The sequence below is a fragment of the Ensifer aridi genome, from assembly GCF_002078505.1.
GTDB lineage: Bacteria > Pseudomonadota > Alphaproteobacteria > Rhizobiales > Rhizobiaceae > Sinorhizobium > Sinorhizobium aridi.
In genome coordinates this window covers 73,072-88,625 of record NZ_LUAV01000022.1, presented here as the reverse complement: position 1 = coordinate 88,625, position 15,554 = coordinate 73,072, and the positions used below count along the sequence as shown (strand labels likewise).

Below are 15,554 nucleotides of genomic sequence, written 5' to 3'. Positions count from 1 at the left end.
ATGCTTAAATTCGACACCGCATGGCGGTTTTCCAGCCCCGGACCGGCGCCGGCGACCCTGTCGCGCGCATTCTACGATTTTATCGAGAAAATCGCCTCTCAGGGAAACACCTGGAGGATCGTTGAACGCTTTAAGGAAGCGTTCGGCGGTTCAGGGAGCAGCAGCAGCCTGAGCTGGGCGTGGTCCGATCTGGATAGCGCAATGCGCCTAGCGGAAGAGAACGCGCCGCTGTTCATCGAGGCGTTTTATACAGTCTGCATGGAGTGCGCCGATGACGGCCTGGGCGTGCCCGACGTGGCGATGATCAACCGTGTGCTTGCGGAACATGGCGCGGGCTATCGGGTCGAACCGCCCCATCTGGTCGCCACAAACCCGCAGGCCCCACCGATTCCCGTGCCGGACGCCGCACCGTCCCTCGACGCGCAGGCGCAGGCGCTAATTGAAGCATCGCTCGAGGAGTCGCACCAGCTCCTCGAGGAAGGGAAAAGCCGCCAGGCGGTTTCTGAAATCCTCTGGCTTCTGGAGTCGGTCGCGACCGTGTTCCGGGGCACCGGCACGAGCGATGGCACGGTTCAGGGGAAATATTTCAACAAGATCATTGGCGAAATGAGATCCGGCAATCGCGGAACGGCTCAGGAGCAGATCCTTGACTGGATGACGAAATTGCACGGCTATCTGTCCTCGCCAACCGGCGGCGGCGTACGTCACGGTATGGATCTCAAGGCCGGGGTCGCCATCCAGCAGAATGAGGCGCGGCTGTATTGCAATCTGATCCGGAGCTACATCACCTATCTCATCGAGGAACACGAGCGTCTTCAGAAGATGGGAACCACTGCAGCGTGAAGCAGCGCGGAGTTGCATCGTTTCGGATCGGTCGAATTAGGATCGGAACAGGGCGCATTTTCCGGTCCGATTGGTGTCCGGCATGTTACAACCGCTTTGCGGCACAAAAAATGATGCTTAAGTATGGAAATTAGCGATCCCACCCGTCGGGAACGGGGCTTCCCATGGTAGGGGCGAAATCCGACCAGTAAAGCAGCGTGGACCATATAGCTTTAGTGGTGGACGCAGCACAATTAACGCAGATAGGGGTAGCCTCTGCGTTTTCCATACCCCCAACAGCCCGCCTCATTGAAAGCTGGTATGCGCCTGCGTATCTTCTTTGCAACCGAAGGAGATCTAACCATGAGCGCAATCCCTGCCGATGCAGAAGTCATCAATTTTCCAAAGCCCGCAGCCAAGAAGCCGTCCTCTACGGAGCGCATCTGGGGCAAGGCTGTTTATAGTCACGGCTATGCGGGCATCCCCTCCATCTTGATCCGGGCACAGCGGCGCCTCGGCATCAACGCGATGCAGATGAACATCATCATCCAGCTCCTGGATTACTGGCACGAGCCGACGCGCAAGCCGTTTCCGGCCAAAAAGGAACTGGCGAAACGCATGGATGTCACGGAGAAAACCATCCAGAACAATATGCGCGCCCTGGAGAAGGCCGGCTATATCAAGCGCGAAATGCGCAAGACGGCTGCCGGAGACTGGAACAGCAATATCTACCACCTCGACGGCCTGGTGACGAAGATTCAGGCGCTTGAGCCGGAATTCGCGGCTGAAAAGAAGCAGCGGAAGGAAGCCAAGGCGGCTTTGCAAATTCCGAAGCACGTCAAGTGATTAGGGCAAAAAATTACCCCGGCCGCATGCCTAGGGCAGAGACGGTACCGGGGTGTACGATTACCAATATAGAAGGGGTGGGGAAAAAATGCAAGGGGAAGTAGGGAAGCCAGTTTCCTATGAAGCGCTGGAAATGGCGCTTTCCCTGGAGCGGTTTGGCCGTTACCTCGATTGGGCGAACGGCGACCGTAGCCGCGCTATTGAGCTATATACGCTCAATACGCTGATTTCGGAAAGCCTTTATACGCCGCTGCAGATGCTTGAAGTGGCGCTGCGCAACCGAATCCATGCAGTCATGACCGAAGCGGTCAGTGAAAGCTGGTTTCATGAGCCGGGGTTGCTGCTCGGTGAATGGCAGCCCGAACAGCTCGCCAAGGCGATTCAGGACATTGTGGAAGACAAAAAGGAACCGAACCCCGGCCGGATCGTCGCGGCCCTGACCTTCAGCTTCTGGACCGCGATGTTCGGCAAGGACTATGAAACGTTGTGGCAGACGACGCTGCACAAGATCGGCCGTAAGCCAGACGGAAAGGGGCTGCGAAGAAAGGATTTCTCCGGCCCGCTGGCGCAAATCCGCAGCCTGCGCAATCGCATTGCCCATCACGAGCCTGTCATCATGTGGAACCTGCCGAAGCGCTACGAAAGCATGGTGGAAATGACCGGCTGGCTATCCCCGGCCGCCGCGGCCTGGTGCCAGGCGCACTGCCGGTTCCTAAAGGTCTATCCGGCGGAACCGATCGTGCTGCATCAGCCGCCCAAGGAAGCGAAAGCCGGGGAATCCTGATCGGATGAGCAACCGCGACGAATTTTCCCAAAGCACAAAGAATAGGGTAGCGGCGCGCGCCGGGTGGCCGTGCTCCTTTGAAGGGTGCACGCAAGGGACCCACGGCCCGAGCGCTGAATCGCCCGAGGCGGTTTCCAACATCGGCGTGGCGGCACATATCTGCGCGGCCGCGCCAGGGCCGGGGGCGCGGCGCTATGACAAAACCATGAGCCGCGAGGAACGGTCGGGCATTGGCAACGCCATTTGGCTTTGCGCCAACCATGCCACGCTGATCGACCGCGACGAAGTGACTTATACCGCCGCCAGGCTCCGGGCGATGAAGGCGGCGCGCGAAAAGGCCAGTGAAGAGGAGCAGAGATCCGGGAAAGGCGCGAGCCTTTTCGCGATAGGCCCCGATATCGTCTGTACGGGCGACCTTGCGCAAGTCACGTCCGGGAGCTGGACCCTGCATCTAAAGCATTTTGTGGCGGGCGACCGGCATGAACTGGTCGGCTTGTTGGCGGATTTGCCAGCCGTGCGGCTGAAGACCGGTATATACTTCAAACGAGCTGGGCGATGGCCGGGTCCGCTCAGGAGCGCCAGCCCTCGCGATGGAGGGCGGGAACTGCATGGTGACGTGCCCGGTCGCCCCGCCCGTTCCGCGCATCGACGCGCAGAAGCTTGGGAGCGACTTCGCGTTGCACCCCGAAACAAAGGACCTTTATGTTGAGAACGGCAGCATCGCCCGGGTTTCCGGCGTCGATTACTTGCCCGCAAAAAATACGGGCGCTGCTATCGATGCAGCGCGGGGGAAACATCTTTGCAGAGACGGCGGGCGTGCGCTTCTATGAATATTTCGAGGCGTTCAGAGGCACGTTTTGGCTACCGCAGATGCTGATGCTCGATGTGATCCGTCAGGCGGCAATACCGGTCGGCGACGGCATCCTAACCGCGCCATGGACGACCCCGCTGCGGTGCGTCACCCGCGTCGCTGCGTCGAGCTGTTGTCGGGATCGCCCGAAAACAACCGGCTGCCCTTGCGCGTTGACCTCGACGTGCAGGGCGTTGGCCGGTGGCAGCGCGACCTGGAAATTTATATGCCGACCAGGGATCAAATGGAGGAAGGCGCGCGTCGTCTTGAAGAAAAAAGACCTACGATCGCAGAGTTTGGGCACTGTTCCACTTCATCAGAAACGCGCTAATCCCGATGTCACAAATCGATCGCCTGAACCCCTATCTGCAGGGCCCTGTCACGATCCGCGCTCCGGAAATGGCGCTCTTGGCCCGGGATTTTGAACCGCCTTTGGCGGAGGGGGAAGGCGAGTTGGAGATCGTGTCGGAGCGGGAATTCCGCTATCGGATGACAGGTCTGCCTCCCGATCTGAAGCATAGCCTGCACGCGCTCAATCGCGAGCGGAATGAGCCGTACGAACCACTCAACAGGTTCCGACTCGTGATGACTGGCGCGGACGGGATAGAATGGATGGGCGGCTGGACGACCCCTTATATAGATGCGGATGGCGATCAATGGGTGCTCAAAGGCACAGTTCAAAGTCTGAGCGCTGTCGTTCAGGGGCCTGCGACGGGGGAAGGCGGCGCCGAAGCCCGCTTTCTCATTCCCCGCGATCATAGCGCGTCGATCATTTTCCGTCGCTTTGTGCGAAGCGACGACGGGAAGGGCGGGTTACAGGCGACTCGCACGATCGAAGCTCTCGGCGTGCCGGTCAGGTTCGCGTTCGACAGCGAAACCAACGTGCTTTCGATCTCGGCTGGTAGCAGCACGGATCTGCCCGCGCACAACGCGGAGAACTGGTTCGGGGAACCGCTCCGGATTCTTTTCGGACAGTTGGTGTTCCCGCGTCTAGTCGAGCGTCGGTTTCCGGATGGGCGGTCGATGCTCTGGGTGCGACACTCGCCCGCTTGGACTGCGGATTCCACATGGACCGCGTTGTGGAACGGTGACGACCGTTTTACGAACGACGGCGATTTCTTTGCTCTTTACGCCGGCCTCCTGACGCTGATCGCGCGTGACGCAGGATGGGAAAGCCATACGATCACCACCTTCTACGAGGAGGTCATCCAATCCGCGCAGGGTTCCAGATGGGTGATGGCATTGACGCTGGCCAGCAGCATCGAGGGCCTGGCGCGTCGTCTGGTTCCTGAAGGGACGCTCAGAACCGACGCCGATCAGGCGGCCATCGATTCCCTAGTCGCTCATATCGAAGAGTGGCAAGGCGCATCGAGGCTACGAGATGCGGCCCTAAACGCGGTGAGAAGAGCGGATGCGGTTTCCGTTCAGCGGGCGCTTTATATACTGGCGGACCGGGGGGCGGGAACCCGCGCCCAAGTCAAGTCCTGGATAAAAATCCGCAACAGCGTGATGCACGGCAAGCTCGTTTCACCTTATTCCAGCAAAGAGGATGACCAGATTATCCTCGATCTAGCCGATCTGCTTAGGGCACTCACCCGTGAGGCAGCACGGTGCGCGTTGGCAGGCTAGGTGTCGAGCATATCCCACTCATCACCCATGACCCAACGTAAAGCCGAGAGCTTTCCGTTAATCATGCCCCATTCGAAATCGTCCCACGGGCCGAGATTTTCGATTCCTACCTCGTCCTCTGTTCTTTTCGCTGCCGTAAGCGCCCCTACCCATACCGTGTCGAGCGTTTGATCCTGTCGATATGGGGACCGGGAATATTCGGATTCAGGCACCACATGATGTGTATCGTCTTCGATTTTTGACTGGAGGTTCCAATGCCGATTGTACCAGACCTGGCGGAACAACAGGTGTTCGGCTTCCAGGATTTCCGACAGCCTGCGGAACTGGGGCGAGTAGTTGAATTCAGCGTCGTGATCGGCCAGCAGGTCCGGATCGATGTCTTTCAGCGTATCGAGCAGCGAAATCCAATAGCTTGATTTTGGCGCTGCGAATAAGGGCGCCAGGTCGGGGTGGGGGAGACGGCGGTCTCCGTTCGGCTCGCTGAAATCCTTGATGTTATGTGTAACGAAGGCGAAGCGCGCGTTCTTCAACGTCGGACCGCGCGACAATGTCCGCGTAGATCTCGACCAGGATAGCGTCTCCGACACTGTTTTTTGCCCGGTGGTAGGGGGCGAGGTTTGCGAGCGCCCTGTCCGTCACCCGTCCTTTAACCGCATCCGTCGTTGGAACGGGAGCTTGTGCGAGCAGCAACTTTTCAATGGAGTCCACGACGCTCAGAACGGAATCGCTGCCGGTGGCAATCTTTTGGTCGACTTCATTCAGTCCCTGCAGGGTAGGGGCTTTAATTTCGTCAGCACCGAACTGATTGACGGCTTCGCGGACCAGTCTGAAATGAGACTGCAGGCTACGCTGCGCTTCGGCTGTGACCCTCGATTTGTTGCGCAGAAATTCGTCAACGACAATTTGAGGAATGATAAGCTCTACTTCCCCCGCCGCGATCAGATCCTTCAGGGCGCTGATGAGGGGTTGCGAGCGGTAATCTTTGGAAAGGTCGAGCCATATGCAGGTATCAATCAACAGATGCAACATTCGTGGATGCCGGTTTTATGGTTAATCGGAAATCGTAGCTCTGCGTGACGTTACAGATTTTCGCAATGTGCGTCAGCCGTCGCGTCGACTCTAGCCTGTCCCTCCACCAGATGCGGCGTGCGCATCCGCGTGGAGATCGCCGTCGCCTCCATACCGGCCTTGCTCGCCATGAAAGGGCACGCGCTGATGCGCCGGCAGAAGCGCAAGGACGCCTACGACATTTACTACTGCATCCGCAATTAAGGTGGCGGCCCCGAAGCCCTCGCCGCCGCGTGCTTGCCATTGCTCGATTTTCCCGATATACGCGAGGGCTTTCTGGGCATCGCGGGGAAGTTTGCGCACGAGGACATGATCGGACCCGTGTGGGTTCGCCAGTTCGTCGAGGGAACAACCGCGATAGGCGAGCGTACGCCGGAGCAATAGCAGGTCTAAGCCTGGCTGCATGCAATGGGGCTCGCTGAATGACGGCGCTTGCTACGACACCTATTACAGTAAGAGGGAGTAAGTTTTGGGAATGAAGGTATTTTGGTCCTGGCAGAGTGATCGCGATCAGACGCTCCACCATTATTTTGTCCGTGATGCCCTGAAAGAGGCCTGCAAGCTGATTGCCAGCGATCCCGATTACGAGGAAGCAGAGCGGCCAGAAGTCGATCACGACATGAAAAACGTGCCCGGGACGGAGGACATCGCCTCCACCATCCTGGCCAAAATCGCCTCGGCAAACGTCTTTGTCGCTGACATGACGCCGGTCGGCGTCACTGACCCGGCCGCCCTGCAGCCGGGTGTTCCGGAGGAAAAACGCTCCGAGCCGAAATATCTCCAGAACCCGAATGTGATGTCGGAGCTCGGCTATGCCGAGCGCGCCGTCACGACGGGCCGTATCGTTCTGGTCGCCAACGCGGCGCACTATCCCGGTCCGGAGGCGCTGCCTTTCGACTGGCGCCATCGCAGCGGTGCCAAGACCTACAAGCTAGCCGACGGCGCGACCAAGGCGGAGATCACAGAGGAGAGGAAGCGGTTCGCTAAGGTCCTCAAGGACCAAATTCAGCCGATCCTCGCAGCGCAGGCGCCCGCGAAGGCCGCGCCTCCTGCAATCACTTGGCAGCCAGCCAGCGACGAGGATCCTGCCATCTGGAAAGGCGCTGAGGAAAATCTTGAGTTCCGCAACGCATCGCTGGGCGAGCCGCAGCGCCAGGTCAAACTGAACGCTGGCCGACGGATTTTCGCTCGCATCGCACCCGCGCAATGGACTCCCCCGCCGCGCAGCGACCTCGAGACACGAATCTCGAAAGTCGGCCTTCACATCCGCAGCCGCGATGGCGACTGGGGACTCAATCGAGACGGCGCCTTGTCGGTCTGGGGGCGTATCGAATCCGAGCGCAACGAGATGGACGTCTGGAACGCCACGCAATGGTTCCAGCGAACCGGCGAACTTTGGGCAGTCAACTGCAACAGCTTCAGCGAACATAAGGGCAAGACGTACTTCTCGTCCGCGATTCCGTTCGGGCAACTCGATGAATTCCTTCGCAACGGTATCGTGGCGATCCGCGAGATGGGCGGCAAAGGGGCTATCGGCATCAAGCTCGGAGCAACCGATCTCAGCCAGACTGTTCTCCCCGATCCCTACAGGGACGTACGGTACGAAGACGTCGCGAGCCACGCTGCAGCCGAGCAGGAGGCGGAAGACTGGACCCCAGCTGTACGCCGCGAGCTCCTCCTCCGGTTCTGGAACGAGCTGCGGGATGCCTACGGGCAGCCACCGATGAACATGGTGGAGTTCGAGCGCGCCGCTGAAATGCGGCCGCCGGAAAAGCCATAGCGCTCGCCGGCAATAGCCGCTTCAGAACGATCGCTCGGACCGACGCTTCCACGTCCGTAGTCCGGGCGACGCCACTTTCGTGAACCCGGTGTTCTCGCTCGCGAGACAGATTTTCGGCCTCGAACGAACACATCGCCGCGAGCCTGTGCTAGCGACCTCTGATCACCGGAACTGGAGACCAGTGCGGATCGACAGAGCCGTCTGATCTCGGCCGGGACCATCGCCGCGCGGGCCGTCTCACGCACGAGCGGTCACTATTGTCCATCAGGGACCGAGCGGTCTGCGCACCGGTTCAAGCTTCATGAGATATCGAATTGCAAGCGCCCCGCTCCATTCGCAATGTCGAGGCAGCTTTGGTCGTCGAGTTGCAAAATGCGCTCGATGATGGGCCTGAAGAGTCGATTCAGCGGGTGCTGACAGCGAATCCCTATCTTTTCCAATATGCTATGCCGAACACTGGCCATCACGGCGTCTGGGTTTTCCCAAAGCGGATGATCCGCACGCAGCAGGCCGACAAAACGCCGGGTCTGATACCCGACTATCTCGTTGCGGCCAGCAGCTCGCTCGGATTCACTTGGCACATTGTCGAAATAAAACGACGCGATACCCAGTTTGCAAGTCCAAATGGGAAGTCGCTCAGCGCCGCTGGACTAAAGGCGGTAGTTCAGAGCGCGACCTATTTGAGTCACTTTTATCAGTACATCGAGACGGTTCGGAATAACGTTGGCATCGCCGAGATCATCCAGCCCGAAAACGTGATCGTTCTGATCGGGGATTCATCGACTGAGACGCAGGAGCAAGTTGCCCGTCGAGCGGAATTCGAACAGCTTGCTCCCAGGGTTAAGATCGTCACCTATGACAGAATAGTTCGTGGGCTTCGGAGCGACACACGGTTTCGGACTGGCGCCGATAAGGCTGCCCCACGGGCCATCAGCGCTGGAACTTAATTCCAAAACACGAAAGCGTCTGACGGCGGCGGGAATGTTGATCGGACGGGATTTTCCATGGAAAATCAGTGTAGTGGCTCCGGATATATGACTCAGTCAGAGGTTCGTATCCTTAAAGGCGAGGGAGCGAGCCCGCGCACCCTCGGCAAACGAATCCTGATATCGATCGAGCGCCTGAAGTTTTCTTCTCTTTGCTCCTCAATACGCTCTCCACGTCAGCTCAACTCGGCGTATCGGTTGGTGCCGTTCATGCGACAGGCCATCGCAGCCTTCGCCAACAACCTGTCCGGAAGTTGTGGGTTGCGCGCGCATCTACTTCCCGGGGCGGCCTTACGCGGGTAGGTTCGCCTTCCCGCAAATATTCGGCGGCGACATCGAGACATGAGTAAAAACAGTCGTTCCAGACCGAAGTTAAAGCCAGACATCAAGGGTGTCTCCGTGGCAAACCTCGCGCAGGTCCCGCCACCGAACACCGCTGCCCGATATCTGCCGCTCAACGAAATGCTGGACGAGAATTTCGAGTTCATCTGTATCGATATCGCAGAGCGGGAACCCGAAGTTGCGCAGGCTGATCTGAAGCGATCCCGCGGCGTCGAGCAGTTCGGTGCCGATGTTGAAGGCTTCTCGACCGAGCATGTCCCCGTACTGGTCATTTCCGCAAAACGCTACCAGAAGGTAACGCCAACCACTTTGAAGAAATGGGGAACGGACTTCCTTGATGCCTATGAGGGCCATTGGAAAGGCAAAGGCGTCAAGCGTTTCGTCATCGCAGCGACGGTCGAGTTCAATGATGACGGCCTGAATGACGCCATCCGCGAAGAAAAGCTGCGGTTTGGGGCTTGGGGCATTGCTTACGAAGCCTGGGGCCTCAGGCAGCTTACCAACAAGCTGCGCGGGCTTCCGCGGGTCGTGGGAAACTACATGCATCCTGCCTGGGTTCCGATCGTCTGCGATCCTGGCACCCAGTCCGAAACGACCCTATCATCGCGGGACGATCGCGCTATCGCCAATGTGGTGACGCGCCACGCAGGCGCCGAATTGGCGGATGCGGTCGGAATGATCAAAGAGCGTTATGGCCGGGAGATTGGCCTTCAGTTGGAGGGAGCGCTGGCCAACCTGTCAGAGGGGAGGGCAAAAGCGTTGGAGGCCCTGGTTGCCCGTGTGCGCGAGGATCTCGTGACCTGGGACAGTCTTGGCGGTGAGACGAAGGCCAAGGTCCTGCGTTCGGCGGCTGCGCTAGCGCTACGAGACCAGGACATCATCCGCGCCAAGGCCCTCCATTCGGAGGCGGCTCTCTACCATGCCGCGCCCGACCGAAGTGCCGCCGCACTGCTCTTGGTCGCAGAAGGCGACACAGAAGGAGCCCTTGCGCTGCTTGTCGAGCCGAGAACGGCCGAAGAAAACAGCATTTATGCCGGCGTCCTGATCGAAGAGGGTAAAAGCCAAGAAGCCAGGGAGTTCCTTCTTCACCGCAAGGGCCTTGAAGGTGACCCGTCGGAGCGTGATCGCCTTCTGGCCTATGCCAGCAGTGTCGAACGGCAGGACGAGGCAGCGCTCGCCTACATCCGCAAGGCCGAGATTGCCGCCCCCAGGCGGTATGCCGTTCAATGGGCAGGCGCTCTCATCCGCTTCAATGCAGCCTTGTCTCCACAGCTTCGGTTTCAGGGTGGCTCTTACCCCAATCCGATTGGGCCGGCCTTTGTCAAAGAAGACGATGTTTCGCGCGAGCTTCTCGCAGAGGCCGCCCAGATGTTCGGTCGTCTGACCGAAGCCGTCGACGTGGAACGCCAGATCGAGGAACTCGAAATCTGGAATCTCGCGGCACTCCTGTGTCACAGTCGCCGGACTGTAGACGCTGAAAATGCTTTCGCCCGCATTATGTCGCGATCGGTCCCACACCCGGGTGCGATCGCCTGGGCCGTGCACTTCGGCCTGTCAGTCAAACCCGACCCGCTCTTAAACATATACAGGAATGAGCTTTCCGCTGGTCGCGGAACCTCCTCCCAGGTGGTTGTTTCCGCATACCTGATGCTCCATGCAGGAAATCGTCCGCGTGCGCTGAACTTCTTGAGAAGATGGCGGCCCGCATTCGATCTGCCAGGAGACCTGGAATTGATCGACCACTGGATCAGTCAGGTCAGCGAGATGCAAGCGGCCAAAGCGTCTGGCGACCACGACGGCTCAGGCTTCCAGGCAGCCATGACGGCTGTCTACAAGAAGCGCGACGCTACGAAGCTTGTCTCATTCATCGACGACGGTGACCTGGAATCCGATCAATTGCTGGCGGCCTTCGAAGCCTTGCTCGCGGGTCGGATGTGGGAAGAGGCCAACGCGCGCCGCGCTCTGTTGGCACCGTTCAAGACCGCGAGTTCCGTCGAAATGATGGCTGTCGCGGCATGCGAAGCGGGTGATTGGGGCGATTGTATCCAGATATTGGAAGAGAACGTCGAGCTGTTTGCCAATGGTTCGCTGCCCCGCAGGCTCAAATTGCTGGAGGCGGACGCGAGATCACTGATGGGACGGCCCGATCTCGCTTTGAAGGTCATCGAGAGCTTGCAGGCGGGAGAGGGGGATGGGTCAGGCATCGCGTTCCGGTCGGCTTGGCTGCGTCTTGGCCTTGGCGACGTGGCGGGAGCGGCCCGGCAGATCAAGGGAAGGGCAATTCCCAGCGATATTGGGGTCGAGAACATCCTTCACATCGCCGGCGAGTTTCGCCACGAGGATCCGGAGCTGGCGCGCTCGATACTCGAGAACGTATCATGGTCGAATCTTGAGAAACGGCTAATCAATCCGGCATTGGCGCTCGCGGCAGAACTTGGCCTGGCCGAAGCACAGCGCGCTTTGCTGCCGAAAGTCCAAGCCCTTCCACAGAACCGCGCCAAAAGATGGACGATCGAGACGATTGACGAATTATTGGCCTGGCTTGAAGAAAATCGGAAGAAGCAGGAAGGGGTTTTCGACAAGCTGCGGACCAGCTGGCTCAATCTGGAGATCCCGCTTCATCTGCTCTTCGACGGCAAGCCGCTCGAATGGGCCGGTTACTTCCACCGGCCTTTTCATCGGGAGGTGTGGGGAGGAAAGGCCGGTGCGTTCGATGCCCCGCTACTATTGCGCAGCGGCCACGTCCGTGCCCGACAAAATGGCGAAGCTCTTGCCGCGACCATCGCCGCCCGTGGCCTGATCGTTGACGCATCTGCGCTTTTGCTCGCATCCAAACTTGGATTGTTGAACGAGATCGACCAGATCGGCGCCCGGATCATGCTCGCGCGGGAGCTTCCGGAGGTTTTGAGATCGGCCGAGACGACGCTGACCCAGAACTTCAAACCTGTCTCAAGCGCTGCTCTTCACGTCCAAGATCTTGTCCGCGACGGCGAGATAGCCAAAGTGGACGCCACTCAGGCAACGTCATTGCCTCGCCTTGTTTTAGCTGGCGGCAAGTCGAGCGACACGGACGTAACCCTGCCGGAACTCTTGAACGAGCTTTACGAAAAAGGCCTCGACCGTGACCTCGGCGCGGCGGCATTGGCGCGGCTTGGCCTGAGCGAGGCCGAGGCAAGCAAAGGTTCACCGACCGAGCAAGCACTGTTGGTTTCAGCGCGCGATTTCATTCAGTTGTCCGACACGGGTTTGCTCAGGCCGCTTCAAACTTTCCTCCCGCTGCACATTACCGAAAGCGACGCTGACCGCATGCGGCAGGACATTGCAGAAGTACAGGATGGGGTGCGACAGGCCGAGGCGCTCACCCTCCTGCGCGAGCACGTCAGCGATCACTTGACTGCCGGGAAATGGAGCCTGCTGCCCCAACTGCCGCGTCCGAAGGGGGATCGTGAACTCGCAAAGTCCGGCCCTCTGCTGCGCAGTCTCGTCGGCATCCTGCACTATTGCGAGAGTGAGAATGCCGCGGCCGTCTGGATCGAGGATAGATATCTTTCCCGTTTTGGTGCGCTGGCTTCAAGCCCGGCGATGGACGTCACCGATATCATTGCTGTGTTGCGAGCGCGCGGACGGATCGACGGCAAGCGAGAGCAGGAGCTGATGCGGAGCTTGGAGAAAGCTCACTACGGCTTTCTGCTTCCAAGGACCGGCGAGTTCGTGGATTCACTTTTGTCCGCGCCGGTCGGCAAAGCGGGTATTGTCGAAACTTCGCGCCTTGGCGAGTTGCGCGAAGTGGTCGCGTGGCAGATCGAATATGGGCGCCATCTCAAGGACGTGCCCCTTGGGAGCAACGTTACTGCAGGGTCGGAACTGCTTTTTCTGTCGAAGCTGATGCGGCTGGCGGGAAAGGTCGTGGCCGTAATCTGGAGCAAGGACGTCGCTCTCAAAACGAAGGCTGCGGCCTGTACCTGGGCATGGCAGCACTTGCGCCTGGAACAGGTCGACTATCTTCCGATCGAAGATCGGGCGCCCGCTGCCCGCCAACATTTTGTCGATCTGCAATATGCAGGCCTGGCAACCGTGGTCTTTTCGATCGCCGGCCGGTCCTATCGCTCAATCGGTCGGGTGCGTGGACAATATCTCGACTGGGCATTCAAGACCGTACTCGACGATTATGCGGCTCGGCGTCCCGCCTTCGACAAGGTGCTCGTCGATTTGGTGGCGCAGTTTATCAACTTGCTGTTCGAGCCTGGTCTCGAAATGGACGAGGACGACTATCCGGTCCGGGTCGCCCTGGCCCGGGACTATGTTGGTTGCTTTCCGAAGCGGATCCAGACGCTTCTGCAGGAGCACGCGCTTCTTAGTGACAAGTTGGCGCTCCGGCGAACCGAAATCGTCACGATCGGCGACATGTCATTCTCGGCCAAATCGTTTTTCGCGGCGGTAAAGCTCGCCCATGAACAGGGGAGGGCAACCGCGCCGCTTCGCAAAACCCGGCGCCAGGCAAGGTTTGCGCCTCTCGACCCGGAAAAAGCCGGTGGGGCTTTCGGGGTCACGATTGTCGATCGGAAAACCACGACCAACATCGCAGATGACACCTTGGCCCTGTTGCTGGAGGACCCGGAAAAGCGTGTCGAGGCCCTAAAGCGTCACGCTGACTGGTTCGACAGCACGGGGAGTGATCTCGAAAGGTCTGCCCGCGAGGTTGCGGAACTGGCAACATTTGACGAGCGCCGAGCAGAGCTGAAACGCCGGCAAGAAAACACAGTCGTCTGGCGGTTGGATAAACTCGCCGCCGACATTCACGCAGGCACAGCAAGTCCGAATGATTTACTGGCTCCCTCAAACCCCGCGGCTCTCCGGCGCTTCCTGCGGATCGCCGACAGTGACAGCGGCTTCGCCAACCTGACCGACCTCGCGGTTGCAAGTTTTAGAGCACTTAGCCCGGAGGTCGGCGCATTGCGGGCATTACGGCGGATTTCGGCGCTTCCGGTGGAGCTTCCTGAAGACGTGAACGTGGCGCTTGCAGCCGAAGCCAAAACAATGTCACTTCAGGATGTGTTTGCCCGAACCGGTCCAACGCCGCTTGCCATCGTGGCGCTGTGGAAGGCGCTCTGCGAAAACGGGTTGGCGCTCCCCGGCTTCGTTCTGTCAGACGTTCTTCGAAATATCGAGGAGTTCTCCGAGCTCTTTGTCAGCGTTTTGCAGCTCACGTTTCGGGCAGTTGCGCAGGCGCCGGATTGGCACTCCCTCGATTGGGAGCGGACGGCTCTCTTGTGGTGCCATGCCAACAGCGTTGTCGATGTGATGCTGCACCAACATGTAGCCATTCCCGACACCATCAAGCTCCTGGACATGCAATTCAAGGCCCGGCTGGACGAGTCGTTCGAAAACGCGAAACTGCCCGGAATGCGGATGCGAAGCCCGTCCAATCTACGGGGTGAGTATTTTGCGGCAGCCGCCAGCTGGCGCGCATGGGCCGCGACGCCGGACATCGGTCTCGACGACGCCAGTCTTACGAAACTGAAAGCGATCGTATCCCGCCGTGTGGGCCGTCACGATGTGCCACTCTCCGAGCTCCTGACCGACAGATCATTCAAGGATGTGCCGGACACATGGCTTTCACGCGATATTGGTCATGAACTGCAATTGCTGTCTGTCGTCGAGATGCCGCCACCCTTTGAGCTGCGAGAGGCCGAACTTATCGCAGCGCGGATCATCCCGGAAATACAGTCTGCCACCTACGGTGAGGGCGAGGGCGTCTGGAACCTTCTCTGGTTCTGCGAAACCGCTGAGCTCTCCCGCGATACGCTCCTTGCGACCCGATCACTGCAGACCCGCGAAGGCCTTATCTCGCTCCTGAAGCTTGAGGGGCGGTATGTCGTTTCCGGCATGATTTTTCGGGCGCATGTCGCTGGACGGCTGCAAAACCAGAAGATCTTCCTCGATGATCTGAATGTCGCAGCCCACGAGGCCCGAAAGGTCCTCGATGCCCGGCAGCGAAAGGTCAATCTCACGGTCGAGGATACGCCTCAGGACCGGTTATTTACGTCGCTCGTAGAGGCCGTTTGGGTTTTCGCATCTCTCTATGCGAAAAGCTTTGATCACCTTGGCGAAGAGGTTAGATTGGGAATCGCTGTCATTGCGCGACAGTGGCCGGAGAGCAGACTCGCCTGCCTCGACATTCTGGATGTCTTCGCCAAGCAGCTTTCACCGGCTGGGGCCATGCCCATATGGGATCTGATAAACCAACTGCGCCGCGCCGAAACCGTCTGTACAAACCATGGCTTGACGTGAGGCACGACCGTCGATCGTTGTTTCACCTCACTACAAGCAAGTCTCTGTTCTACCAAAATAATTGCGGCGAAACTGACTGGTCGTGGGTTCGTATCCCTTCAACTGCGCCAGACGTCGAATTGACGGGGTCTCAGGTTCTACTCCCATCGAGAGCTT

Annotated in this window: 13 protein-coding genes; 10 read left to right on the top strand and 3 right to left on the bottom strand. The window is 59.1% G+C overall.

All coding sequences use genetic code 11. The features are described 5' to 3' along the window. The 6 genes from AYK65_RS19445 (at position 1) to AYK65_RS19425 (ending at position 4,931) form a co-directional block, all read left to right on the top strand. Entirely contained in the window at positions 1-843 is an 843-nt protein-coding gene (locus AYK65_RS19445; protein ID WP_081159714.1) for a hypothetical protein, read from the top strand. A 342-nt stretch (positions 844-1,185) separates the two neighbouring features. Then, positions 1,186-1,668: a helix-turn-helix domain-containing protein gene (locus tag AYK65_RS19440; RefSeq protein WP_081160188.1), complete on the top strand. Its 483-nt coding sequence runs from the start codon at positions 1,186-1,188 to the stop codon at positions 1,666-1,668. A 133-nt stretch (positions 1,669-1,801) separates the two neighbouring features. Next, a complete protein-coding gene (locus AYK65_RS19435; RefSeq protein WP_244560028.1) occupies positions 1,802-2,452 on the top strand; it encodes an Abi family protein in 651 nt (216 codons plus the stop codon). A 4-nt stretch (positions 2,453-2,456) separates the two neighbouring features. Next, complete coding sequence (locus tag AYK65_RS32770; RefSeq protein WP_210190412.1) at positions 2,457-3,161, top strand: hypothetical protein; 705 nt, start codon at positions 2,457-2,459, stop codon at positions 3,159-3,161. Between the two features lie 226 nt (positions 3,162-3,387). Next, positions 3,388-3,633, top strand: a complete 246-nt coding sequence (locus AYK65_RS32765; protein ID WP_210190411.1) for a hypothetical protein — start codon at positions 3,388-3,390, stop codon at positions 3,631-3,633. Between the two features lie 5 nt (positions 3,634-3,638). Further along, positions 3,639-4,931, top strand: a complete 1,293-nt coding sequence (locus tag AYK65_RS19425; RefSeq protein ID WP_081159709.1) for a hypothetical protein — start codon at positions 3,639-3,641, stop codon at positions 4,929-4,931. Here AYK65_RS19425 and AYK65_RS32760 read toward each other — a convergent pair. Beyond that, positions 4,928-5,461: a hypothetical protein gene (locus AYK65_RS32760; protein WP_210190410.1), complete on the bottom strand. Its 534-nt coding sequence runs from the start codon at positions 5,459-5,461 to the stop codon at positions 4,928-4,930. The two genes, AYK65_RS19425 and AYK65_RS32760, sit on opposite strands and share 4 nt — an antisense overlap. Further along, entirely contained in the window at positions 5,427-5,960 is a 534-nt protein-coding gene (locus AYK65_RS32755; RefSeq protein ID WP_210190409.1) for a PIN domain-containing protein, read from the bottom strand. The genes AYK65_RS32760 and AYK65_RS32755 overlap by 35 nt, the downstream gene beginning before the upstream one ends. 117 nt (positions 5,961-6,077) lie before the next feature. Here AYK65_RS32755 and AYK65_RS32750 point away from each other — a divergent pair, with 117 nt between their 5' ends. The 3 genes from AYK65_RS32750 (at position 6,078) to AYK65_RS19405 (ending at position 8,726) form a co-directional block, all read left to right on the top strand. After that, positions 6,078-6,203 carry a nucleotidyl transferase AbiEii/AbiGii toxin family protein gene (locus tag AYK65_RS32750; protein WP_244560027.1) on the top strand — a complete coding sequence of 42 codons (126 nt, stop codon included), beginning with the start codon at positions 6,078-6,080 and terminating at the stop codon, positions 6,201-6,203. A gap of 271 nt (positions 6,204-6,474) precedes the next feature. Then, positions 6,475-7,779: a hypothetical protein gene (locus AYK65_RS19410; protein ID WP_081159706.1), complete on the top strand. Its 1,305-nt coding sequence runs from the start codon at positions 6,475-6,477 to the stop codon at positions 7,777-7,779. A gap of 314 nt (positions 7,780-8,093) precedes the next feature. Continuing rightward, complete coding sequence (locus AYK65_RS19405) at positions 8,094-8,726, top strand: Shedu anti-phage system protein SduA domain-containing protein (RefSeq protein WP_172402027.1); 633 nt, start codon at positions 8,094-8,096, stop codon at positions 8,724-8,726. A 411-nt stretch (positions 8,727-9,137) separates the two neighbouring features. Here the strand turns inward: AYK65_RS19405 and AYK65_RS31900 are convergent, their stop codons facing one another. After that, positions 9,138-9,653, bottom strand: coding sequence for a hypothetical protein (locus AYK65_RS31900; protein ID WP_139793252.1), 516 nt, complete (start codon positions 9,651-9,653; stop codon positions 9,138-9,140). Positions 9,654-10,061: 408 nt separating this feature from the next. Between AYK65_RS31900 and AYK65_RS19400 the strand changes: the two genes are divergently transcribed. Continuing rightward, positions 10,062-15,398 carry a hypothetical protein gene (locus AYK65_RS19400; protein WP_139793251.1) on the top strand — a complete coding sequence of 1,779 codons (5,337 nt, stop codon included), beginning with the start codon at positions 10,062-10,064 and terminating at the stop codon, positions 15,396-15,398. Positions 15,399-15,554 lie beyond the last annotated feature (156 nt).